At 71.4% G+C, this 22,633-nt stretch carries 17 protein-coding genes; 14 read left to right on the top strand and 3 right to left on the bottom strand.

The features are described 5' to 3' along the window. The first annotated feature begins 8 nt into the window (after nt 1-8). The gene (locus tag AC3WQR_RS02935) at nt 9-950 is read left to right on the top strand and encodes an ABC transporter permease (RefSeq protein WP_307638254.1); all 942 of its coding nucleotides are present in this window, start codon (nt 9-11) and stop codon (nt 948-950) included. Then, on the top strand, nt 947-2,713 hold the full coding sequence (locus tag AC3WQR_RS02930; RefSeq protein ID WP_492741106.1) for a dipeptide ABC transporter ATP-binding protein: 1,767 nt from the start codon (nt 947-949) through the stop codon (nt 2,711-2,713). The genes AC3WQR_RS02935 and AC3WQR_RS02930 overlap by 4 nt, the downstream gene beginning before the upstream one ends. A gap of 7 nt (nt 2,714-2,720) precedes the next feature. On the opposite strand, the gene AC3WQR_RS02925 is transcribed toward AC3WQR_RS02930, so the two are convergent. Genes AC3WQR_RS02925 through AC3WQR_RS02915 form a run of 3 tightly spaced genes read right to left on the bottom strand, consistent with a single transcriptional unit; the run spans nt 2,721 to nt 8,386 of the window. Then, nucleotides 2,721-4,622 (bottom strand): esterase/lipase family protein, encoded by a 1,902-nt coding sequence (locus tag AC3WQR_RS02925; protein ID WP_492741105.1) that lies wholly within the window; start codon nt 4,620-4,622, stop codon nt 2,721-2,723. After that, nucleotides 4,619-5,632, bottom strand: coding sequence for an Lnb N-terminal periplasmic domain-containing protein (locus AC3WQR_RS02920; RefSeq protein WP_492741104.1), 1,014 nt, complete (start codon nt 5,630-5,632; stop codon nt 4,619-4,621). The genes AC3WQR_RS02925 and AC3WQR_RS02920 overlap by 4 nt, the downstream gene beginning before the upstream one ends. Before the next feature lie 60 nt (nt 5,633-5,692). Next, nucleotides 5,693-8,386: a bifunctional acetate--CoA ligase family protein/GNAT family N-acetyltransferase gene (locus AC3WQR_RS02915; RefSeq protein ID WP_447743951.1), complete on the bottom strand. Its 2,694-nt coding sequence runs from the start codon at nt 8,384-8,386 to the stop codon at nt 5,693-5,695. A gap of 317 nt (nt 8,387-8,703) precedes the next feature. Here AC3WQR_RS02915 and AC3WQR_RS02910 point away from each other — a divergent pair, with 317 nt between their 5' ends. The 12 genes from AC3WQR_RS02910 to AC3WQR_RS02855 all read left to right on the top strand — a co-directional run bounded on the left by AC3WQR_RS02910 (nt 8,704) and on the right by AC3WQR_RS02855 (nt 22,572). Further along, nucleotides 8,704-10,065, top strand: coding sequence for a homoserine dehydrogenase (locus AC3WQR_RS02910; protein WP_492741103.1), 1,362 nt, complete (start codon nt 8,704-8,706; stop codon nt 10,063-10,065). A 115-nt stretch (nt 10,066-10,180) separates the two neighbouring features. Continuing rightward, complete coding sequence (gene gspG, locus AC3WQR_RS02905) at nt 10,181-10,612, top strand: type II secretion system major pseudopilin GspG (RefSeq protein WP_492741102.1); 432 nt, start codon at nt 10,181-10,183, stop codon at nt 10,610-10,612. 69 nt (nt 10,613-10,681) lie between these two features. After that, complete coding sequence (gene gspK / locus AC3WQR_RS02900; protein WP_492741101.1) at nt 10,682-11,632, top strand: type II secretion system minor pseudopilin GspK; 951 nt, start codon at nt 10,682-10,684, stop codon at nt 11,630-11,632. Beyond that, complete coding sequence (gspL, locus tag AC3WQR_RS02895; protein ID WP_492741100.1) at nt 11,629-12,825, top strand: type II secretion system protein GspL; 1,197 nt, start codon at nt 11,629-11,631, stop codon at nt 12,823-12,825. Before gspK ends, gspL begins: the two co-directional genes overlap by 4 nt. Before the next feature lie 44 nt (nt 12,826-12,869). Further along, nucleotides 12,870-13,427: a type II secretion system protein M gene (locus tag AC3WQR_RS02890; RefSeq protein ID WP_492741099.1), complete on the top strand. Its 558-nt coding sequence runs from the start codon at nt 12,870-12,872 to the stop codon at nt 13,425-13,427. Then, entirely contained in the window at nt 13,424-16,030 is a 2,607-nt protein-coding gene (gene gspD, locus AC3WQR_RS02885) for a type II secretion system secretin GspD (protein WP_492741098.1), read from the top strand. The genes AC3WQR_RS02890 and gspD overlap by 4 nt, the downstream gene beginning before the upstream one ends. Beyond that, nucleotides 16,027-17,469: a type II secretion system ATPase GspE gene (gene gspE, locus AC3WQR_RS02880; RefSeq protein WP_492741097.1), complete on the top strand. Its 1,443-nt coding sequence runs from the start codon at nt 16,027-16,029 to the stop codon at nt 17,467-17,469. The genes gspD and gspE overlap by 4 nt, the downstream gene beginning before the upstream one ends. A 6-nt stretch (nt 17,470-17,475) precedes the next feature. Continuing rightward, entirely contained in the window at nt 17,476-18,681 is a 1,206-nt protein-coding gene (gene gspF / locus AC3WQR_RS02875) for a type II secretion system inner membrane protein GspF (RefSeq protein ID WP_492741096.1), read from the top strand. 164 nt (nt 18,682-18,845) lie between these two features. Beyond that, nucleotides 18,846-20,069, top strand: coding sequence for a substrate-binding domain-containing protein (locus AC3WQR_RS02870; protein WP_307638242.1), 1,224 nt, complete (start codon nt 18,846-18,848; stop codon nt 20,067-20,069). A 228-nt stretch (nt 20,070-20,297) separates the two neighbouring features. After that, a complete protein-coding gene (locus AC3WQR_RS02865; protein ID WP_307638241.1) occupies nt 20,298-21,023 on the top strand; it encodes a hypothetical protein in 726 nt (241 codons plus the stop codon). Continuing rightward, on the top strand, nt 21,020-21,568 hold the full coding sequence (locus AC3WQR_RS02860; protein WP_492741095.1) for an RNA polymerase sigma factor: 549 nt from the start codon (nt 21,020-21,022) through the stop codon (nt 21,566-21,568). Before AC3WQR_RS02865 ends, AC3WQR_RS02860 begins: the two co-directional genes overlap by 4 nt. Before the next feature lie 11 nt (nt 21,569-21,579). Beyond that, the gene (locus AC3WQR_RS02855) at nt 21,580-22,572 is read left to right on the top strand and encodes a FecR family protein (RefSeq protein ID WP_492741094.1); all 993 of its coding nucleotides are present in this window, start codon (nt 21,580-21,582) and stop codon (nt 22,570-22,572) included. The last annotated feature ends 61 nt before the right edge of the window (nt 22,573-22,633 follow it).

The following is a 22,633-nucleotide window of genomic DNA, read 5'->3' as shown; positions in this document are numbered from 1 at the left end:
TTTTCCGAATGACGCTTCCTTCTCCGACCGGCGCCCCCGCGCCGCGCCGCTGGCGCAACGCCGAGTCGCCCGTGCTGCGCGCCTTCGCGCGTTCGCGCACCGTGCAGCTGGCCGCCTTCGTGCTGTTGCTGGTCGCGCTGGCCTCGCTGTTCGCGCCGTGGATCGCACGGCAGGACCCCTTCGACCCAGCCGTGCTCGATCTGATCGACGCCTTCACGCCGCCGGGGCAGCAAGGCGCCTCGGGTGCGTTCTACCCATTGGGCGCCGACGACCAGGGGCGCGACGTGTTCTCGGCCATCCTCTACGGGCTGCGCATGTCGCTGCTGGTGGGCGTGAGCGCGGTGGGGTTGTCGCTGGCCATCGGCGTGCCGCTCGGGCTGGCCGCCGGTTATGCGGGCGGCTGGTTCGACACGCTGGTGATGCGCGTGGCCGACGTGCAGTTGACCTTTCCGGTGCTGCTGGTGGCGCTCTTGATCTTCGGCATTGCGCGCGGCCTGCTGCCCGAGGGCTACCGCGACGACATGGCGGTGTACGTGATCGTGGCGGCCATCGGGCTGTCGGAATGGGTGCAGTACGCGCGCACGGTGCGCGGCGCCGTGATGCTCGAGAAGCACAAGGACTACGTGGCCGCCGCGCAGATCATCGGCCGTTCGCGCACCGGCATCCTGGTGCGGCACATCCTGCCGAACCTGCTGGCGCCGGTGCTGGTGATTGCCACCATCAGCTTCGCGCTGGCCATCGTGGCGGAGTCGACGCTGTCGTACCTGGGCGTGGGGCTGCCGCCCACGCAGCCGTCGCTGGGCACGCTGATCCGCATCGGGCAGGGCTTCCTGTTCTCGGGCGAGTGGTGGATCCTGCTGTTTCCGGCGCTGGTGCTGCTGGCGCTGGCGCTCTCGGTCAACCTGGCGGGCGACTGGCTGCGCGACGCCTTGAACCCGAGGCTGCAATGAGCGCGCGCGACCCCTCGCCATCGCCCCGCGGCGAAACGCCCGTGCTGCGGGTGCGCGGGCTGGACGTGGCCTTCGACACGCACCGGGGCACGGTGCAGGTGCTGGGCGGCGTCTCCTTCGAGATCGCGCCGGGCGAAATCCTGGGCGTGGTCGGCGAATCGGGTGCGGGCAAGTCGATGGTCGGCGCGGCCGTCATCGGCCTGGTGCCGCCGCCGGGGCGCATCGCGGGCGGCACGGTCGAGCTGCACGGCGAGCGCATCGACACGCTGCGCGGCGAGGACATGCGCCGCGTGCGCGGGCGCCGCATCGGCAGCGTGTTCCAGGACCCGCTGACCAGCCTGAACCCGGTCTATCCGATCGGCCGGCACCTCGTCGAAACCATCCGCACGCACCTGCCAGTGAGCGAGCAGGAGGCGCGCCGGCGCGCGCTGGCGCTGCTGGCCGACGTGGAGATTCCCGACCCCGAAAGCCGCATCGACCAGTACCCGCACCAGTTCTCGGGCGGCATGCGCCAGCGCGTGGCGATTGCGCTCGCGCTGTGCGCCGAGCCGCAGCTGCTGATTGCCGACGAGCCCACCACCGCGCTCGACGTGTCGGTGCAGGCGCAGGTGATCCGTGTGTTCCGGCGCGTCTGCCGCGAGCGCGGCACGGCCGCGATGCTCATCACGCACGACATGGGCGTGATCGCCGAGGCGGCCGACCGCGTGATGGTGATGTACCAGGGCCGCGTGCTCGAGACCGGCCCGGTGCGCCAGGTGCTCGACCACCCGCGCGAGCCGTACACGCGCGCACTGATGGCCGCGATTCCCTCGGTGCACGACAGGCTGCATCGGCTGCCGGTGCCGGAGATCGGCGCGGACATTTCCGTGGCCGCCGCGTTGCCGCCCGCGCAGGCCGAGACCGTGGTGCCGCCAGCACCGGCCGACAGCCCGCCGCTGATCCGCGTGCAGGGTCTGTCGCGCGAGTTCGATCTCTCGGCCGGCTGGCTCGTGCGCACGCTCGCGCGCCAGCCGAAGAAAGTGCTGCACGCGGTCGACGGCGTGAGCTTCGATATCGCGCGCGGCCGCACCTTCGGGCTGGTCGGCGAGTCGGGCTCGGGCAAGTCGACCGTGGCGCGCATGATCGCCGGCCTCACGCGGCCCACGGCCGGCACGGTGCATTTCGACGGCATCGACCGCTGGGGCGACGCCGCGCAGACGGCCGCGCTGCGCCGGCGCTTCCAGATGATCTTCCAGGACCCGCATGCCAGCCTCAACCCGCGCTGGCGCGTGGACCGGCTCATCGCCGAGCCGGTCGAGGTGCTGGGCCTGGCCGCCAGCGCCGACGAAACCGCCGAGCGCGTGGCCCAGGCGCTGCGCCGCGTGCGCATGTCGCCCGACGACGGTCGGCGCTACCCGCACCAGTTCTCCGGCGGCCAGCGCCAGCGCATCGCCATCGCGCGGGCCTTGGCCAGCCAGCCCGAGTTCATCGTCTGCGACGAACCGACCTCGTCGCTCGACGTGTCGGTGCAGGCCCAGGTGCTGAACCTCATGCGCGACCTGCAAGACGAGTTCGGCCTGACCTACCTGCTGATCAGCCACAACCTCGCGGTGATCCGCCACATGTGCGACGACGTGGGCGTGATGCAGCGCGGGCGGCTGGTGGAGCAGGGGAGCGCGGGCGAGGTGCTCGATGCGCCGAAGCACGCCTACACCCAGGCGCTGATGGCAGCGGTGCCGGACATGCGGCATGCACCGGCTGCGGCCGTGCTCGTCACGGCATGAAGTGCCCTCAGGGCACGCGCTGCAGCTGCTCGCGCAGGATGCGCCGGATCTCCAGAATCGCCAGCGGGTGCTCCTGCACGCTGTGCGCCGACGGAATCACCAGCTCCGATACCGCGCCGTCGAGGTGCGCGCTGGTGTAGGGCACGATGCCGTCGCTCGACTCGGCCAGCGGCAGGCCGGGCGTGTCGTTGCCGATGATCGAGTGGTAGCGCACCTTCGGACTCAGCGGCAACCCGGACGACAGGCGCACGAACGCATCGCGGTCGCTGAGGTTGTCGATGCTGTTGGGAATGCGCAGCGGGCCCATGTCCTGCGAACTGGGCGCCACGCGCATCAGCTCGCGCGAGATGTCGTTGAGCTGGCCCAGCATGGCCACCGGCAGCGTGATGAGGTTGGCCACCCAGCGCGAGATGCGCTTGTTGGCGAACGAGGTGCCGCGGTGTGGCGACGCGATGAAGATGGCGTCGCTGACCTGGGGCAGCGGCTCGAAGCGCAGGTAGGGCCCCAGCCCTTCCTCGATGCGGCGGCGCTGCGCGGCCGGCATGGGGTAGCCCTCGCGCAGCGCGTCCCACAGCACGTCGCCCGACGACGACACCAGCAGGCGCGACAGCACGCCGCCCATGCTGTGGCCGATGAGCGTGACGTTGCGCGAGGCCTCGGCGCGGCCCTGCGGGTCGAAGTGCGCCAGCGTCTGCGTGATGGCTTCGCGGATGGCGAGGTTGTTCAGCGGCAGCGGCGCATTGGTCGGGTAGTACACCTGCCAGATCTGGTAGCGGCGGCGCAGGGTCTCGTCGCCGAGCACTTCGTTCGCCACGTTGATCCAGGCCTCGGGGCTGCTGGCCAGGCCGTGCAGCATGACGATGGTGCGCCGCTTCGGGTCGTAGGGCTGCATCAGGTAGATGTGCGGCCGGGTCAGGCCCTCGGCGCCGCCGAGCAGGCTGCGCAGCGCCTGCAGCGCGAAGTCGGAGCGGGCCAGCCACAGGCCGTAGCCCGAGGTGAAGTTGGCGGCCAGCGGAATCTCTTCGCCGGCCAGCTTGATCGTGCTGGTGCGGTAGGGGTCGAACACAGCGATGCGCAGCGTCCGCGTGGCCAGCACGTCCTGCAGCGTGGCGCCGTCGAACTGCAGCAGCGCGGTGAGGGCGGGGAAGGGCGTCTCGCTGAAGGGCGGGGCGTCTTCGTCGGCCTGCACCGCGGTCGGGCGGTCGTCGCCCGCGGCGACCAGCTCGGCGCCGAAGCCGTCGCGGCGGTAGATGTTGCGCAGGCCCGAGAAGGTCAGCGAGGCGGCGGGAATCAGCTCTTTGGGCGGGGGCGCGTCGGGCGCGAGCTGCAGCGCCGACAGGTCGGCGTCGATGCGCCAGCCGCTCACCTGCGGAATGGCGGCCACCGACATGTCGCTCTTGCGGTAGCGGCTGAACAGGCCGGTGATGGCGCGCTGCACGGCGTAGTTGTAGTAGTCGCGCACCTGCGTCTGGCGGTCTTCGAAGGCGCGGTCGCGCGGCTTGCGCGCCGTGTGGAACAGGTAGGCGTAGGCGTGGCGCGCGGTTTCCAGCCAGGCCTCGATGGCCTCGGGCGCCATGGGCTGCGCGGCCGAGCCGCCGTCGCCGCCCGCCAGCGCGAGCTGCAGCCACACCTCGGACAGCGCCGACATGCGTTGCTCGTCGCTCAGGCCGGCGGAGGTGGCGAGGTTCTGGCGGCAGGCGCGGCCGTCCTTGCGGCACTGGTCGGCATCGGAGCCGATGACGCGCAGCACCTCTTGCGCCGAACTGCTGAGCTGGCCGGTGGTGAGCACGTCGCCGCGCCGCTGCGCCAGGTAGTCGGCCGGCGAGATGGTGCCGACCGTGACGCCCGCGCAGCCCGTGAGCAGCGACAGCGCCAGCAGCAGGGCGGGGAGGAAGCCGATGCGCCTCATGGCGTCACGCCCGGCAGGCCGTGGCGGATGGCTTGCGAGAAGTTCACGCCGGGCTGCTGGTCGGTGGCGATGGCCCGGTCGGTGATGCGGCCGCCAGCGCGCAGCGCGTCCATGCTCAGGCCGGGCGTCAGGCCGCCCACGTCGTGCAGGTACTCGGGCAGGTAGCCCGAGGCCAGCAGGCGGTAGTCCATCGGCAGGCCGGGCACGACGTGCCGGGCGAGGCTGTAGACGATGGTCGTGCAGTTGGCGGTGAGCGTGTTGTAGAAGCTCGGCGCGCGCGCCAGGGCGTTGGCCTCGCCCACGTAGCCCAGGAACAGCGAACGCATCTCGGCCTGCGGCAGGCGCACGCGGTACATGTAGATGTCTTCGCCGCGCACGTTGGTGCGCACGCGCAGGATGTCGTGCTCGTCGGCCGCCACGAGGCTGTTCTCGAACTGCTTAAAGAAACCGCCCACGGACGAGAAGCTTTCGCCGCGCTCCTTGCGGATCTCGATGGAAAAAGTGACGAACTGGCCGTCATCGAAACCGAAGGACACCAGCGTGTGGGCGATGGCCGGGCCGGTCCAGTACGACAGCGACACGTCGACCGAGCGCAGGCGGTCCAGGTCGTAGCGGCGCGTGTCCCAGCGCACGGTGTAGTCGGTGTCGCTGCGCCAGTCGAAGTTGCGCACGTTCTCCATCGTGACCACGTTGCCCTCGACGCGCGGCTTCAGGTGGCGCGCCACGTCGTCGGCCCATTCGCGATGCTGGGAGGGCGCGATGGTGCCCCACCACTCGAGCAGCACGACGAAGCCGATGGCGTAGGCCAGCAGCGAGCGGCCGGCTTTGCCGCGCCACAGCAGCACGATCGCCGCCAGGCCGAAGAGGCCCCACAGCACCATCGCGCCGACCTTGAGCGGCGTCGCCATCGGCAACTGGTACCAGAGGGCCGCGCAGGCCCAGGCGGCCGACAGCAACACGGCGAAGCTCACCAGCAGACGGCCGAGGGAGCGCAGGAGGATTCGGAGCATGAAGAAACGCGGAGGTGGAGGGCGGCCGATTCTCGTCGAGTTGCAGCCGCCGCCGTCGGGCTACAGCGGGTAGGTCACGAGCTTGAAGTCCGGGTCCTCGGGGAAGGACTTCACCGAGAAGCCCAGCCGCCGCACCAGCTTGAGCATGTCGGGGTTGCCGGCCAGCACCAGCCCGTCCATTTCCGAGAGGCCGCGGTCGCGCGCCACGTCGATGATGCTTTCCATGAGGCGCGAGCCGATGCCCTTGCCGCTGAACTCGTCGGCCACCACGAGCGAGAACTCGCAGCTGGTCTGGTCGGGGTTGGTGATGTAGCGCGACACGCCCACGATGCGCTCGCTCTCGAGGATGCTGCCGTCGGGCGCGGTGCTGCGTTCCATCACGGTGGCGACCAGCGCCATCTCGCGGTCGTAGTCGATGAGCGTGAAGCGCGACAGCATCGACGGCGGCAGCTCATGGAAGCGCGAGACGAAGCGGAACCACCGGCTCTCGGGCGATAAACCCTGCACCAGCGCCTGCAGCATCTGCGCGTCGTTCGGATGCACCGGCCGCACGACGTACGCGCCGCCACCGGGCAACGGCCATTCGCGCCGGTAGCGCGCGGGGTACGGCATGATGGCCAGGTGCTGGTAGCCGTTGCCCACCGGGCCCGCCACGGCCTGCGTGCTGCTGTCCACCACGATGCGCGCATCGACCGACACCGCGCCGTGCTCGTCCACGATGATGGGGTTGATGTCCATCTCGCGCAGCTCGGGCAGCTCGCACACCATTTCGGACACGCGCAGCAGCACGTCCTCGATGGCCTCCATGTTCACGGGGCTGGCGCCGCGCCACTCGCCCAGCGTCTCGGCCACGCGCGAGCGCTCGATGAGGTGGCGCGCCAGGAACTGGTTCAGCGGCGGCAGCTCCATCGCGCGGTCGTTCATGAGCTCGATCATGGTGCCGCCCGCCCCGAAGACGATCACCGGGCCGAAGGGCTGGTCGGTGACCAGGCCCACGTAGATTTCGCGTCCGCGCCGCGCGCGCACCATCTTCTGCACGGTCACGCCGTTGATGCGGGCGTCGGGCGCCAGGCGCGCCACGCGCTCCATCATCTCCAGGTAGGTGTCGCGCGCGCTGGTGCCGTTCATCACGTTCAGCGCCACGCCCTCGACGTCGGACTTGTGCGAGATGTCGGGCGAGTCGATCTTGAGCGCCACCGGAAAGCCCAGCTGCGTGGCGATCATCATGGCCTCGTTAGCGCTGCGCGCGAGCAGGGTGCGCGTGATCGGGATGTGGAAGCACGACAGCAGCGACTTCGACTCCATCTCGGTCAGCACCTTGCGCCGCTCGGCCAGCACGCTCTCGATGAGCAGGCGCGCGCCGTCGATGTCGGGCTTGGCCAGCGCCGACAGCGGCGGCGGCGTCTGCTGCAGCAGCTGCTGGTTCTGGTAGAAGGCCGCGATGTTGCCGAAGGCGCCCACGGCCGCCTCGGGCGTGCGAAAGCTCGGGATGGTGGCCTCGGCCAGCACGGCCCGCGCATTGCCCACCGAGGCGTCGCCCATCCAGCACGACAAGAGCGGCTTGGGCATGGGGCGCGGAATGTCGGCCAGCGCGCGCGCCGTGGCGGCCGCGTCGACGCCGGCCTTGGGCGAGAAGATGGCGAGCACGCCGTCGATCTGGCTGTCGGCCGAGGCGGTGTCGATGGCGGCGCGAAAGTGCGCGGGCGTGGCGTCTTCCGACAGGTCGATGAGGTCGGTGAGCGACGCGAGCGCCGGCAGCGACGGCTGCAGCGACCGCTGCGCGGGTGCAGAGAGGCGGCCCAGGTCGAGGCCGATCTCGTTGATCCAGTCGGCCGCGAGCACGCCGGGGCCGCCGCCATTGGTGACCACGGCCAACCGCTTGCCCACCGGCCGGTAGCGCGAGGCCAGGCACTTGGCGGCCGAGAACAGCTCGACGAAGGAGCGCACCCGCACCGCGCCCGCGCGGCGCAGGGCGGCATCGAACACGTCGTCGCTGCCCACGATGGCCGCGCTGTGCGTCTGCGCGGCCTCGTTGCCGGCCGGCTTGCGGCCCGCCTTGAGCACCACCACCGGCTTGGCGTGCGAGGCCGAGCGCAGCGCGCTCATGAAGCGGCGCGCGTCGGCAATGCCTTCGAGGTACACGATGATGCTGTGCGTGCTCGAATCGTTGGCCAGGAAGTCGAGCACCTGCGGAATGTCGACCGAGGTGTGCGGGCCGAGCGACACCACGCTCGAAAAGCCCACGCCGTTCTGCCGTGCCCAGTCGAGCATCGACGCCGTGAGCGCGCCCGACTGCGACACCAGCGCCAGCGGCCCGGTGCGCGCGAGCGGGCCGGCCACGCTGGCGTTCAGGTGCAGCGGCGGGCGCTGGAAGCCCAGCGAGTTGGGGCCCAGCAGGTGCACGCCTTCGCGGCGCGCGATCTTGCGCCACTGCGCGGCCTGCTCGGCGGCGATGCCGGTGGAGATGACCACCGCGGCCTTGCAGCCGATGCGGCCCGCGATCTCGAGGGCGGCCGCCACGTCGTGCGGCGCCAGCGCGATCAGCGCCAGGTCGGCATGCGTCTGCGCCAGCTCTTCGAGCGTGCCCTGGGTGCGCACGTCCAGAAAGCGCAGCGTGCCGTCGAAGCGGTCGGCCCGGAAGGCTTCGCGCAGCGTGCGGCCCAAGGCGGTCTGGCCCCCCGGATCGCTGGGCTGGCCGACGAAGGCCACGATCGACGCCGGGGCGAACAGGGGGGTCAGGAAATGCTTGTCCATGCCCTAGTTTGCCCGGATCGGGGCGTGCCGCAAGCACCGCGTGTACACTCGCCGGCTCATGTCGTGCCTTTCACTTTCCCCCGTTGCAGCATCCAGCGCCGCCGTTGTCGGCCGCACGATGCCGTTCGCCGCCTGCGTGCGAACGAGCGACGCAGTGAATGCACGAATGATTACCACCATGACCGCCGCGGCCCCCTGAGCACGCGCAGGGTGGCCGCTCCGGCAGCCACCTGGTGTCTCTTCTCCCGAATGAACGAAACCCAGCTGGCAGCTGGGTTTTTTTGTTTGTCTTGTTCGTTCGTTGTTTGGAGAAGCCCATGTACCGCGATCCCGTCTCGTCCTTCCTGCCCCAGCCCAGCCATCCTGCGGCCATTCGCCCCCTGCGCGTCGGCATGATCGGCATCGGCACCGTGGGCGCGGGCACCTTCCGCGTGCTGGCCCGCAACCAGGACCTCATCGCCGCCCGCGCCGGGCGCGGCATCGAGGTGACGGTGGTGGCGGCGCGCAACCTCGCGCGGGCCCAGGGCATCGTGGGCGAGGGCGTGGCGCTCACGGCCGATCCGATGCAGGTCGCCACCGACCCCGACGTCGACGTGGTGGTCGAGGTGGCCGGCGGCACCGGCCCGGCGCGCGACTGGGTGTTGGCGGCCATCGCGCACGGCAAGCACGTGGTCACGGCCAACAAGGCGCTGCTGGCCGTGCACGGCCCCGAGATCTTCGCCGCCGCCAGCGCGCACGGCGTGGCCGTGATGTACGAGGGCGCGGTGGCGGTGAGCATTCCCATCGTCAAAGCGCTGCGCGAGGGCCTCACGGCCAACCGCATCGAATGGGTGGCGGGCATCGTCAACGGCACCACCAACTTCATCCTGAGCAAGATGCGCGACGAAGGCCTGGACTTCGGCGACGCGCTCGCGCAGGCCCAGGCACTGGGCTATGCCGAGGCCGACCCGGCCTTCGACATCGAGGGCGTCGACGCCGCCCACAAGACCGCGCTGCTGGCCGCCAACGCCTTCGGCATGCCGGTGCGCTTTGCCGACGCGCAGGTCGAGGGCATCACCGCGCTGCAACGTGTGGACGTGGCCTGCGCCGAGCAGCTGGGCTTTCGCGTGAAGCTGTTGGGCGTGGCGCGCCGACGTGAAGAAGGGGTGGAGCTGCGCGTGCAACCCGCGCTGGTGCCTGCGACGCACCTGCTCGCGCAGGTGAACGGCTCGATGAACGGCATCATGGTCAAGGCCGACGCGGCGGGCGTCACGATGTACTACGGCGCGGGCGCCGGTTCGGAGCAGACCGCCTCGGCCGTGATCGCCGACCTGGTCGACGTGGCGCGCCTGGACGGCACCCACGCCGGCCAGCGCGTGCCGCACACGGGCTTTCATGCGCATGCGGTGCGCGAACTGCCGGTGCTGCCGCGCGCGGCCGTGCGCAGCGCGCACTACCTGCGCGTGCCGGTGCAGGCGGCGACCGACATCGCGGCCGTGGCCGAGCTGCTGGCCGCGCAGCGGTTGCCGGTGCGGCAACTGGTGCTGGCGAACGGGCCGGCGGAGGCGGCGCCGCAGGTGCTGGTGATCACCGAATCGGCGCTGCAAGGCGCGGTCGATCTCGCCTTGCACGCGTTGCAGACGAGCCCAGTGGTGGTCGGTCCGGTGATCGCACTGCGCGTCGAAACCCTCGACGACTGAAGGCCTGTCACCGAACTCCCGAGGATTTTCAATCGGACTGACATGCGCCGCTGCGAGGATGGCCCGCAGTGCTCGTCGTTGTCCTTGTGAAGTCTTTTCCCGGGAGTTGTGGAACATGGCCGCCCGTTCAATCCGTCGCCGTGCCGAGCGGGCTTTCACCCTCATCGAGCTGATGGTGGTGCTGGTCATCATCGGCGTGCTCGCCGCGCTCATCGTGCCGAGCCTGATGGACCGCCCCGACCAGGCCCGCGCCACCGCGGCCCGGCAGGACGTGGCCGCGATCATGCAGGGGCTGAAGCTCTACCGCCTGGACAACGGCGCCTACCCCAGCGCCACGCAGGGCCTGCGCGCGCTCGTCGAGAAGCCGGCCACGGGCAAGGTGCCGACCAACTGGCGCACGTACCTCGAACGCCTGCCTCAGGACCCGTGGGGCAACCCCTACCAGTACCTGAACCCCGGCACGCACGGCGAGGTCGACGTGTTCTCGCTGGGCGCCGACGGGGAGCCCGACGGAGAAAAAGCCAACGCGGACATCGGCTCCTGGTAGCGCGGGAACGGCACCGTGGGCGCGATGGCAGGGATCGGAACAGGCCGCCGGCAACGGCGCATGCGCGGCATGGCGGTGATCAGCGCCTTGCTGATCGTCGCGGTGATCGCCGCGCTGGCAGCCGCGCTGCTCGGGCGGCAGTCGGCCTTCATCCGCACCACGCAGGGCGAGCAATCGCGCGTGCAGGCGCGCTGGCTGCTGCGCGGAGAGCTGGGTGCGGCGCAGCGGCTGCTGCGCGCCGAGGCCGTGCGCGAGCCGACCACGCGCCTGGACGGCCTGTGGACCCGACCGTTCGCCGGGCCCGTGGCAGGGCAGGTGGCCGCCGAGGGCGCGCGGCTGCTCAGCGAGATCAGCGACGAGCAAAGCAAATTCAACCTGCGCAACCTCGTCGACCGGGGCCGCATCGATTCGGCCGAAGCGGCCGTGTTCCAACGGCTTTGCACGATGACGGGCGTCTCGCAGGCCCAGGCGCAGGCGCTCATGCGGCGCGTGGTCGGCAGCATCGCCGACCCCGAAGGCGAAGCCGCGCAGACGATGCCCGATGCGGCGGCCGACACCATGGCCGCGACGCTGGGCCTGCCGCCCGAACTGCCGCGCGCCCCGCAGGCTCCGCGCCCGCGCGTGCTCGAAGACCTGCTGGCCGTGCCCGGCGTCGATGCCGGCGTGATCGCGCGGCTCGCGCCTTTCGTCACGCTGCTGCCGGCGCGCACCTGGATCAACGCGAACACGGCCAGCGCCGAGTTGCTCGCGGCCGGCGTGCCCGGGCTGGCGTTGGACAAGGCGCGCGCCTTGCTCGCCGCGCGCGACCGCGGCCAGTGGTTCATCAACCGCGGCGACTTTGCCAACCGGCTCCAGATGCCCACGCTCGAGGAGCGCGACGTGCGCATCGGCATCGACAGCAACTGGTTCCGCGTGGCCAGCGTGCTCGACACGCCGCGCACGAAGTTCGTGCAGGTGGCGCTGCTGCAGGACGACAAGACCAGCGTGCCGCGCGTGGTCTGGCTGCGGGAGGGCGTGTGAGCGCCCTGAAGGTCGATCGCCTGCGCCTGCAGTTGCCGCCCTGGCCGGGCGAGGGCGAAGCCGATCCCGTGGACGCCGAGGTGCACTGCGGCTGGCGCGCCGCCGACGGTCGGTGGCACGACGGCGGCGCGCTCGCGCTGGCGGCCGTGGCCGGCCGCTTCGAGGCGCGCCATCTCGAGGTCGCGCTGGCGCCGGGCGAGGTGGCGCTGGCGAGCTTCGCGCTGCCGCCGCTGACCGGGCGGCACCTGCATGCGGCGGTGCTCGGGGCCATCGAGCCCTGTGCGCTGCAACCGATCGACGCGCTGGCGGTGGGCATCGGCCCGCGCGGGGCCGACGGCACGGTGCCGGCCGCCTGGATCGCGCGCGACGCAATGGCGCGCTGGCTGGCGCTGCTGCGGCGGCACGGCATCGCGCCGCGCGCGCTGTGCCTGCCGACCGCCTTCCTGCCGACGCCCAGCCAGGGCTGGACGGGCCTGCAGCTGGACCGCTGGCTTGTGGTGCGTACGGGCGCCGGCGCGGGCTTCATGCAGGCGCTGCCGCACGATGCGGACCGCGACACCGCGCTGGCGGCGCACGTGACGACCGGCGAGGCAGCGTCGCCCGCCGTGCACTGGACGGCGCAGGAGGAGGGCGACGCGGCGCGCTGGTCGGGCGAGGGCTGGCGCTGGGCGCTGTCCGCGAGCGACCCCGCGCAGTCACACTCGGGCGTGGCGGCGCTGCTGCGGCCGGCGGCCTTGTGGGCCGCCATGGCCGCGCTGGTGTGGACGGCCGGCCTCCAGGTGCATGCCCACCGGCTGGCGACGCAAGGCCAGGCCCTGAAGCGGGAGATGGCCGCGCGGGTCAAGGCTGCGTTTCCCGAGCTGCCCGTGGTCGTCAACCCGGTGCAGCAGGCGCGCCAGCAGAAGGAGGCGCGGGCGGGCCAGGCACCGCAGGCTGCGGTCGGCGGCGACTACGCGGCGCTGTCGCGCGCGGCGGTGGGCTTGCTCGCGCAGCTGCCGGCCGGGCAGGTCCAGGCGCTGCACTACACGGCGGGCGAGCTGCGCGTTCGCTGGCGCGAGGGCGCGGCGCCGAACACCGAGGCGCTGCGCGTGCTGCAGGCGCAGGCGCGCGAGCGAAGCCTGTCCGCCGACCCGGAGGCCGGCGCACTGCGCATCACGCCGGCCACGGCCCGCGCAGAGAAGGACACCCCGTGAACCTGTCCCGAAGGGGTGGCGTCCTCCTCGACCCCGCGCGGCGGATGGCACGCGAAGCGATCGGGCGCTGGCGTGGGCTTCCCGCACGCGACCGGCTCGGCGCGGGCGTTGCGCTGCTGTTGGTGGTGCTCGCGATCCTGTGGCTGGGCCTCGCCCGTCCCGCGCTCGACACCGCCGCGCGCTGGCAGCGCGACCTGCCGAAGCGGCGGGCCCAGTCCGCCGAACTCGACACGCTGCTGGCCGATGTGCCCGGCGCCCACGCTATGCCAGACACGGCGCAGGGCGGCATCGACGCCGCCCTCGACCGCGCCGGCCTGCGCGGGCGTTACCGCCTGCACGACGCCGTGGCCGACGCGCCGCCCGCAGCCGGGAGCCCGGCGCAGCCCGCCCGCGCATGGCGCGTCGAGTTCCCGGAGCCCGTGCCGGCCGCGCAGGTGTTCGCCTGGCTCGTGGCGGTCTCGGCGCGCCGCGATCTCGAGGTCACGCGGGCGCAGCTGGAGCGCATCGACAGTTCCGACGACGACAGCGAGGGCACGCCGCAGGGCCGCGTGCGCGGCGCGGTGGCGCTGCAGTCCACACAACTCACCAAGGATGGCCAGTGACACGAGATCGAAACGGCGCGGCCCTGCGCCGATGGACGGCGGCATGCTGCCTGGGTGTGTTCGCGATCGCCGCCAGCGCCGCGACCCCATCGCCGCCTGCCAAGACCGCGCCGCGTGCCGGTGCCGAAGAGCGCGTGGTGCTGAACTTCGTCGATGCCGACATCACCTCGGTGGTCTCGGCATTGGCGCGGTTCCTGGGTCGCAACTTCCTGTTCGATCCGCGCGTGAAGGGGCAGATCACGCTGGTCTCCGAAGGCGAGGTGCCGGCCGCCACCGCCTACGGCATGCTGGCCTCGGCGCTGCGCATGCGCGGCTTCGCAATCGTCGACGTGGGCGAGGTGAGCCGCGTCGTGCCCGTGGCCGACGCGAAGCAGCAGGGCGGCGCGGTCAACGCACGCAGCCCCGGCGGCGGGCTCGCGACGCGCACCTTCCGGCTCAACTACGAGAACGCCGAAGCGATGGTGCCGGTGCTCAAGCCGCTGGTCGCGGCCGAGAACAGCATCGCGGCCTATGCCGCCAACAACACGCTGGTCGTCACCGACTACATCGACAACCTCGAGCGGCTGGCACGCATCATCGAGAGCATCGACACGCCGACCGCGCTCGACGCCCAGCTGGTCAAGCTGCGCAACGGCATTGCCACGGACATCGCCGCGCTGGCCACCGAGCTGCTCGAAGGCAGCGGCGAAAAAGGCCGGCGCGACATCGTGGTGCTGGCCGACCCGCGCTCCAACAGCATCGTGATCCGCTCCAGCAGCCCGGGCCGCACGGCGCTGGCGCGCGAACTCATCGGCAAGCTCGAGAGCGCGCAGGGCGACCCGGGCAACCTGCATGTGGTCTACCTGCGCAACGCGCAGGCGGTGCACTTGGCGAACGTGCTGCGCGGGTTGCTCACGGGCGAATCGGGCGACCAGACGGCCACGGGCGGCGGCGGCAGCTCGGTGCGCGCCGCGCTGGGCGCGGGCGGCATGCTCGGTGGGGCGGGGGCGGCGAATGGCGGCACGGCGAACGGTACGTCGGCCACTGGCAGCCAGTCCACGTCCGGCAGCGCCACGGCAAGCACCGCCGGCAAGTTCGGTGGCCTGCGCGGCACGGCCGGCGGCACCAATGGCCAGGCGCAGGGTGCGGCAGGCGGCACCGGCGGCACGTCCACCGCGTTCTCGAGCGGCGGTGTCACGGTGCAGGCCGACGCCACCACCAACACGCTCATCATCGCGGCGCCCGAACCGATGTACCGCAGCCTGCGCAGCGTGATCGACCTGCTCGACCAGCGGCGCGCGCAGGTGCTGGTCGAAAGCCTGATCGTCGAGGTCACCGAGCGCGACGCGGCCGAGCTGGGCATCCAGTGGATGGCCGGCGGCAATAACGGCCGCGTGCGCGGCGGCACCAACTTCGGCGGCGCGGGCCTCAACGCCAACGCGCGCACCACCATCGACGCCATGCCGCGCGGCCTGAACATCGGCGTGGTCGACGGCACCATCAACCTGCCGGGCGTGGGCGAGGTGCTCAACCTGAAGGTGCTGGCGCGCGCGCTGCAGGCCAAGGACGGCGCCAACATCCTCTCGACGCCGAACATCCTCACGCTGGACAACGAACCGGCCTCGATCATGGTCGGCAAGACCGTGCCTTTCGTGAGCGGCCAGTACATCACCAACGGCAACAGCAGCACCAACCCGTTCCAGACCATCCAGCGCGAGGACATCGGTCTGAAGCTCAACATCCGGCCGCAGATTTCCGAGGGCGGCACGGTCAAGCTCGACATCTACCAGGAGGTGTCCAGCATCGACGAGCAGACCTCGGGCGCGGCCGGCATCGTCACCAACAAGCGCGCGCTCGATACGAGCATCCTCGTGGACGACGGCCAGATCATGGTGCTGGGCGGGCTGATGGAAGACAGCGTCGCCAACGGCACCGAGGCCGTGCCCGGCCTGGGCTCGCTGCCGGTGCTGGGCAACCTGTTTCGCTACGACAAGCGCCAGCGCGTCAAGACCAACCTCATGGTGTTCCTGCGGCCCTACGTGATCCGCGACGCCAACGCCAGCCGCGGCCTCACGCTCGACCGCTACAACTTCATGCGCCTGCAGCAGGGCCGCGCGCGCCCGATGGCGCACGGCCTGTTGCCCGACAGCGGCGCGCCGTTGCTGCCGCCGGCCGACCTGCCCAGCCTGCGCGCTCCGGGATCAGCGCCCGAGGTCGACCTGCGCCCCCAGAGCTGGGAGCACACGCGCGACCAGCCACCGCCGCCCACCGCCACGGCCAGTGCGGTGCGCCAGACACCCGCCGCGGCGCCGCCGCCACCACCGACGCAGCGCTCGCGGCTGCCGACGGGCGTGACGGTCGAGTCCGACCCGGCCGCGCTGTACGGCGGCGCCAACGACAAGGTCACCGTGGTGCAGTTCGCCGACACGAAGACCGAGCAGGAGGCGCTGCGCATCGTGCAGCGCGTGCGCGTGAGCGGCATCGGCGCCTACATCGTCGGCGGCCCGGGCGGGGAGGGCGCGATGGTGCGCGTGGACGTGCCGCGCGAGCCGCAGGCCGTGGACAACGCGGTCGCCGTGCTGCGCGAGCTGGGCTACCGGCCCGAACGGGTGGTGACGCCATGAACACGGCCCGCGCCGACACCGCCTTGCCCCAGGCCTGGGCCCGCAGCCAGCGCGTCGCGGTGCAGCGCGACGGCGAGGCGGCCTTCCTGGCGGTCAGCCCGCGCACGCCCGGCTGGGCCGTGGTCGAGGCGCGTCGCCTGCTGGGCGCGCTGCCGCTGCGGCAGGTGGGCGACGACGACATGGAACGCCTGCTCGCCGAGCGCCAGGCCGAATCGGGCGACGCCGCCTCGGTGGTCGGCGCGGTGGAGCAGCAGGTCGACCTGGCGCGGCTGATGCAGGACATCCCGGCCGTCACCGACCTGCTCGACGCGCAGGACGACGCGCCCGTCATCCGCATGATCAACGCGCTGCTCACGCAGGCCGCGCGCGACGGCGCGAGCGACGTGCACCTCGAATCCTTCGAGACCCATTCGGTGGTGCGCTTTCGCGTCGACGGCACGCTGCGCGACGTGGTGACGCCGCGCCGGGCGCTGCATGCGGCGCTGATCTCGCGCATCAAGATCATGTCGCAGCTCGACATCGCCGAAAAACGCCTGCCGCAGGACGGGCGCATCACGCTGCGCGTGGGCGGGCGACCGATCGACGTGCGCGTGTCCACCGTGCCCACGGCGCACGGCGAGCGCGCCGTGCTGCGGCTGCTCGAGAAAGACGCCGGCCGGCTGCGGCTCGAACGGCTGGGCATGGCGCCCGACACGCTGGCCGAGCTCACGCGGCTGGTGCGCCAGCCGCACGGCATCGTGCTGGTCACCGGCCCCACGGGCAGCGGCAAGACCACCACGCTGTACGCCGCGCTGGGCCAGCTCGACCTGGGCACCAGCAACATCCTCACGGTCGAAGACCCGGTGGAGTACGACCTGCCCGGCATCGGCCAGATTCCGGTGCACGCCAAGATCGGCATGACCTTCGGCGCGGCCCTGCGCGCTGCGCTGCGGCAGGACCCCGACAACCTCATGATCGGCGAGATCCGCGACCTGGAAACCGCGCAGATCGCCGTGCAGTCCTCGCTCACGGGCCACGGCGTTCTGGCTTCGCTGCACACCAACGACGCGGTGTCGGCCGTCACGCGCATGAGCGACATGGGCATCGAGCCCTTCCTCCTGTCGTCTTCGTTGCTGGGCGTGCTGGCGCAGCGGCTGGTGCGCTGCCTGTGCCCGGCCTGCAAGGCACCGCGCGTGCAGGACGACGGCCGCACGGTCTACGTGCCCGTGGGCTGCGCGGCCTGCGGCCATTCGGGCTTCAAGGGGCGCACGGGCATCCACGAACTCTTCGTGGTGCACGACGACATCCGGCGCCTGATTCACGAAGGCGGCGACGAACAAGCGATGCGCGCCGCTGCCGTGCGACACGGCATGCGCTCGATGCGCGAGGACGGCCAGCGCTGGGTGCGCGAAGGCGTGACCACCGCCGAGGAAATCTTGCGCGTCACGCGCGACAGCTGATCTGCCATGGCACGGTTCCAGTACGAAGCGGCGAACGCGGCCGGCGAGGTGCAGCAGGGCAGCGCCGAGGGCGAGTCCGCGCGCTCCGTGCGCGCCCAGCTGCGCGAACGCGGCCTGACGCCGCTCGGCATCCGCGAACAGGCAGCCAGCGGCGGCGCATTGGCCTGGCTGCAACCAAAGCTCGGGGCGGCCGAACTGTGCTGGGCCACGCGCGAACTCGCGAGCCTGCTGGGCGCGCGCCTCACGCTCGAAGCCGCGCTGGTCGCCACCATCGAACAGGCCGAGCGCCGCCACGTGGCCGAGGCGCTCGGCGCGGTGTGCGACGGCGTGCGCGCCGGCCTGCGGCTGGCCGATGCGCTCGGCGAACGGCCGCGCGACTTTCCGCCGATCTACCGCGCGCTCGTGAGCGCGGGCGAAGACTCGGGCGACCTCGCACGCGTCATGGAGCGGCTGGCCGACTACCTCGAGAGCCGCGACACCCTGCGCGGCAAGGTGCTCACCGCTTTCATCTACCCGGCCATCGTCGGGTTCGTCTCGCTGTGCATCGTGGTCTTCCTGCTGGGCTATGTCGTGCCGCAGGTCATCGGCGCGTTCGCGCAGGCGCGCCAGGAGCTGCCGGCCATCACGCGCGTGATGCTGGCGGCGAGCGCCTTCGTGCGCGAATGGGGCTGGCTCACGGCCGGTGTGTGCGCGGGCGCCGGGTTGCTCGCCCGTGCCGTGCTGCGCGATGCGGGGCGGCGGCTGCGCTGGCATGCGCTCGTGCTGCGCCTGCCGCTGGTGGGGCGCTATGCGCTTGGCGTGGACACGGCGCGCTTTGCGTCGACGCTGGCGATCCTCATGGACGCGGGCGTGCCGCTGCTGCGCGGGCTCGAGGCCGCGCGCCAGACCCTGGGCAACGACTGGCTGCGCCGCTGCGTGCTCGAGGCCACGGGCCGCGTGAAGGAGGGCGCACCGCTCGCGGCGGCGCTGAAGGCACAGAAGATTTTTCCGTCGAACCTCGTGCACCTGGTGGCCAGCGGCGAGAAGACGGGAGCGTTGGCGGCCATGTTCGAGCGCGCGGCGCAGAACCTCTCCCGAGATCTGGAGCGCCGCGCGATGCGCCTGACCACGCTGCTGGAGCCGCTGATGATCCTGGCCATGGGGGGCGTGGTCATGGCGATCGTGCTCGCGGTGCTGATGCCGATCATGGAAATCAACCAGATGGTGCGCTGAATGTTCGGGAGCTTGGCGCACGCCGACGCCCCGTTTCGCACGCATTCACGGGTGCGTGTTCCCGAGCTTTTTTCGGGTGGCTGTCACCTCGCGAACGCACCATCGATCCTGTCGCTGCACAGGCGACACGAGTCAAATTTTCTGGTCCCTTCAAAGGAGTTTCCATGCGTGCAAAGTTCAAGTCGGTCGCCCTGTCGGCCGTGATGATGGCGGCCCTCGTGGCCGCCGGCGCCGCTTCCGCCCAGATCGCCGTCGGCGGTGGTGCGACCCTGCCCGAAGTGCTCTATGACGACATCCTGCCCAGCGGCGTCGGCTTCACCGACTTCAGCTACACCGGCACCGGCAGCGGCGCCGGCAAGACGGGCTTCGTCAGCAACAGCGCGACCGCCTTCCGCAACGAGTCCGTGAGTGGCACACCGGCCTGGGCCGCCGGTCAGTCGGTGCACTTCGCAGGCAGCGATTCCGCGCTGACCCAGGCGGAGTTCAACACCTATACCGCCAACGCCGCCGGTGCCACCGGCTGGGGCCCGATGATCCAGGTGCCCGCCGTGGCGACCTCGGTGCTCATCCCCTACAAGCGCGCCGGCATCGTCGACCTGAACCTGGCCGACGCCAAGATGTGCGCCATCTTCAGCAACAAGACCGGCGGCCAGACCTGGGGCCAGGTGCGCGGCACGGCCGACACGACGACCGTGAAGGTGGTCTACCGCACCGACAACAGCGGCACCACCGAGCTGCTGAGCCGCTACCTCGTGGCCGCTTGCCCGGGCGCCGGCTTCACGGTGTCGAACAACTTCGCCACGGTGGTGGGCGGTGCGCTCTCGCCGGCCAACGTCATCCCCACGCACTGGGTCGGCGTTGCCGGCAGCAGCGGCGTGTCGGGCGCTTTCGGTACCGACGGCCGCGTGGGCTACCTCAGCCCCGAGCCGAACTACACGGGCGCGAGCAACGCGGTCGTCGCGAAGATCAACAACGTGCTGCCGGTCGCCAGCTCGATCCGCAATGCGCTCGCCAAGCAGGTGCTTCCGAACGGCCCGGCGGCCAATCCGCTGAGCTGGGTGCCCGCCTACGTGATGCCGGCCGCCGGCACCGAGTACCCGATCTTCGGCACCACCAACCTGCTGTTGAACCAGTGCTACAAGGACGCCGCGATCCAGACCAAGGTCAAGAACCTGCTGACGGGCCTGACCGGCACGACCTACGACGCCAAGATCGAAACCGGCCCCAACTCGCACAACTTCGTGGTGCTCCCGAACGGCACGTCGCCGGGCACGCCGCCGGCCGCCAACAACAACTGGAAGGCCGTCATCGCTGCCAACTTCCTGAACGCTTCCAGCTCGCTGAGCATCGGCTACGCCAGCGTCTGCAACGGCAAGGGCCGTCCGTAAGTGATCGGTACGGCCTGAACGGGCCTCGCCCGTTCGCCGACCGGAGGCCCCGTGGAGAGGCTGCGCTTCGGCGCGGCCGCTCCCGGGGCCTCTTCGCTGTTCGCGGCGGAGCAGAACGAATGAATGTCATGCGTGCGTCACCGTCGATCACTACCGTGACCACGGCCTTCCGCAGTCCCGAGGGCACGGAAGAACGAAGTCACCCAGGAGCCTGTGCGTCCCACCGGTATGAGAGCGAACGCGGCATCGGTCCGTGCCCTGGCACTGATCGGGTGCCTGGCCTGGGGCGTGGGCGTGCAGGCGCAGCAGCCACCCGAGCCGGCCGCCAAGGCTGCATCGGCGGCGCGCCGGGCGTTCGACATCGCACCGCAGCGGCTGGGCGATGCGCTCGATGTCTACAGCCGGATGACCGGCCTGGACATCCTGATCGACGGCGAGCACGCGCAGCGGCGGTCGGGCGCGGTGCGCGGCACGCTGAGCGCGGCCGAGGCACTCGAAGCGATGCTGGCCGGCACGGGCATGGAGGCGCGCCATGCGAACGCGGGCTCGGTGGTGATCCGCGAGGCCGCCGCAGGGCCGAAGGAGGCGGGCCTGTCGCCGGAAGCGGCGGGCCTGGAGGGGTCGGGTTTCAACGAAGGGGATGTCTTGCATCAAGCCTATGCCGCACAGGTCCAGCACGCCTTGCGTGGTGCCCTGTGCGATACCACGCAGACGCGGCCGGGCAGCTACCGCCTCGCGCTGCAGCTGCACCTGGACGCGCGCGGCGCGGTGGACCGCTTTCGCCTGCTGAGCACCACCGGAGAACCCGACCGCGACGCCGCGGTGCGGCTCAAGGTGCAGAGGCTGTCGGTCGGCGCACCACCGCCGCCGTCGCTGCCGCAACCGCTCGTGGTGTTGCTGTTGCCGGAAGGGCCGGGCGCGCGCACCGACTGCACGCCGCCGGTGGCGCCATGAGTGAAAGCCTGGCCTCCACGCTGCGCGCGCGCATGGTCGCGCGCTATGTCGAGCTGCGCGGCAAGCTCGAACGCATCGTCGGTTCGCGCGACGATGCGGCCGACGCCATGCAGGAAACCTGGCTGCGGCTCGCGGCCATGGGCGACGCGGGCACGGTGCACAACGCCGACGCCTACCTGCTGCGCATGGCCGCCAACATCGCGACCGACGGTTACCGCCGCGACAGCGTGCTGCTGGTGCGCGGCGAGATCGATGCGCTCGTTCACCTCGTGGACGAAACGAGCGACCCCGAGCGCATCGCCAGCGCGCGCAGCGACGTGCAGGCGCTGAGTGACGTGCTGGCGCGCATGCCGGTGCGGCGCCGCGAGATCCTCGTGGCCGCGCGGGTCGAGGGGCTGCTCAACAGCGAGATCGCGCTACGCTTCGAGGTGTCGCTGAGCACCGTCGAGAAAGAGCTGCGCGCGGCGCTGGACTACTGCAAGAAGCATTTGCCGGACGTGGACGCGGTGCAGCGCGGCCACTTTGCCGGGCCGAGACACAACTGATGATGAGCGCCATGTCTTCCCCCGATACCGAAACCGGCCAGCTGGAGCGCCAGGCGCGGGCCTGGTGGGCACGCCTGCATTCGGGCCAGGCCACGCGCGCCGATGCTGATGCGTTCAAGCAATGGGCCGCGTTGAGTGCCGCCCACGCGCAGGCCTGGCGCGAGCTGATGCGCGTGTGGTCCGCGCTCGATCCGCTGCTGGCCGAAGAAGCAGCACGACAGGCCGAAGCCGCACGTTCGCGCACGCGGGGCCACCGCTTCTGGCCGGCGTTGTCGAACGCGCTGCATTCGCCGGGGCGCCGTGCGTTCCTTGGCGGCGCGGTCGCGGCCTCGGTGACCGCGGGTGTGCTTGTGGTCGATCCGCCGCTGGGCCTGTGGCCGTCGGTCGGCGAGCTGACGGCCGACTACAGCACCGCGACCGGCGAGCAGCGGCAGGTGGCGCTGGGCGAGGGCGTCAGTGTGCGCATGAACACGCAGACGCAGATCAACCGCCTGCAGGGCGCGCGCGGCCTGACGCTGGTCGCCGGCGAAGCCGAGATCGCGACGGCCGGCGAGGCCGAGCTGTTCGTCGAAGCCGGTGGCGGCCGGCTGCAGGCGCGCGGCGCGCGCTTCAACATCCGCCACACCGGCCCCGAAGTCTGCGTAACCTGCCTCGACGGCCGCGTGCTGGTGTCGGTGAACGGGCAGCAGCGTTCGGTCGAGGCGGGCCGGCAGGTGGTGTACGACCCCAGCGGGCTGCACGAGGTCGTGCGCGCCGACCTGGCGAACGTGAGCACCTGGGGCACGGGCGTGCTGTCGTTCGACGGCACGCCGCTGGCCGAGGTCATCGCGGAGATCAACCGCTACCGGCCGGGCCGGATCATCCTGCGCAACGAGGCGTTGGGCCGCGTGGCGGTGCGCATGCAGCTGTCGCTGCGCAGCATCGACAACGCGCTGGCGATGATCCGCGAGCTCTACGGCGCGAAGTTGCGCAGCCTGCCCGGCGGCATCGTGCTGCTGAGCTGAATTTCTGACGCATCGCGAGCAGCCTGCAAAAAGTTTACGGGTTGCATCGCGCAGGCTCGTC

The sequence above is a fragment of the Variovorax sp. FW305-3-2-15-B-LB1 genome (assembly GCF_058787635.1).
This window is presented reverse-complemented; position numbering and strand designations above follow the sequence as displayed.

What these genes read in the sequence shown, in the direction of transcription:
- AC3WQR_RS02935 (WP_307638254.1), top strand. Translation starts at nt 9, where the DNA reads ATGACGCTTCCTTCTCCGACCGGCGCCCCCGCGCCGCGCCGCTGGCGC.
- AC3WQR_RS02930 (WP_492741106.1), top strand. Translation starts at nt 947, where the DNA reads ATGAGCGCGCGCGACCCCTCGCCATCGCCCCGCGGCGAAACGCCCGTG.
- AC3WQR_RS02925 (WP_492741105.1), bottom strand. Translation starts at nt 4,622, where the DNA reads ATGAGGCGCATCGGCTTCCTCCCCGCCCTGCTGCTGGCGCTGTCGCTG.
- AC3WQR_RS02920 (WP_492741104.1), bottom strand. Translation starts at nt 5,632, where the DNA reads ATGCTCCGAATCCTCCTGCGCTCCCTCGGCCGTCTGCTGGTGAGCTTC.
- AC3WQR_RS02915 (WP_447743951.1), bottom strand. Translation starts at nt 8,386, where the DNA reads ATGGACAAGCATTTCCTGACCCCCCTGTTCGCCCCGGCGTCGATCGTG.
- AC3WQR_RS02910 (WP_492741103.1), top strand. Translation starts at nt 8,704, where the DNA reads ATGTACCGCGATCCCGTCTCGTCCTTCCTGCCCCAGCCCAGCCATCCT.
- gspG (WP_492741102.1), top strand. Translation starts at nt 10,181, where the DNA reads ATGGCCGCCCGTTCAATCCGTCGCCGTGCCGAGCGGGCTTTCACCCTC.
- gspK (WP_492741101.1), top strand. Translation starts at nt 10,682, where the DNA reads ATGGCGGTGATCAGCGCCTTGCTGATCGTCGCGGTGATCGCCGCGCTG.
- AC3WQR_RS02890 (WP_492741099.1), top strand. Translation starts at nt 12,870, where the DNA reads ATGGCACGCGAAGCGATCGGGCGCTGGCGTGGGCTTCCCGCACGCGAC.
- gspE (WP_492741097.1), top strand. Translation starts at nt 16,027, where the DNA reads ATGAACACGGCCCGCGCCGACACCGCCTTGCCCCAGGCCTGGGCCCGC.
- gspF (WP_492741096.1), top strand. Translation starts at nt 17,476, where the DNA reads ATGGCACGGTTCCAGTACGAAGCGGCGAACGCGGCCGGCGAGGTGCAG.
- AC3WQR_RS02870 (WP_307638242.1), top strand. Translation starts at nt 18,846, where the DNA reads ATGCGTGCAAAGTTCAAGTCGGTCGCCCTGTCGGCCGTGATGATGGCG.
- AC3WQR_RS02865 (WP_307638241.1), top strand. Translation starts at nt 20,298, where the DNA reads ATGAGAGCGAACGCGGCATCGGTCCGTGCCCTGGCACTGATCGGGTGC.
- AC3WQR_RS02860 (WP_492741095.1), top strand. Translation starts at nt 21,020, where the DNA reads ATGAGTGAAAGCCTGGCCTCCACGCTGCGCGCGCGCATGGTCGCGCGC.
- AC3WQR_RS02855 (WP_492741094.1), top strand. Translation starts at nt 21,580, where the DNA reads ATGTCTTCCCCCGATACCGAAACCGGCCAGCTGGAGCGCCAGGCGCGG.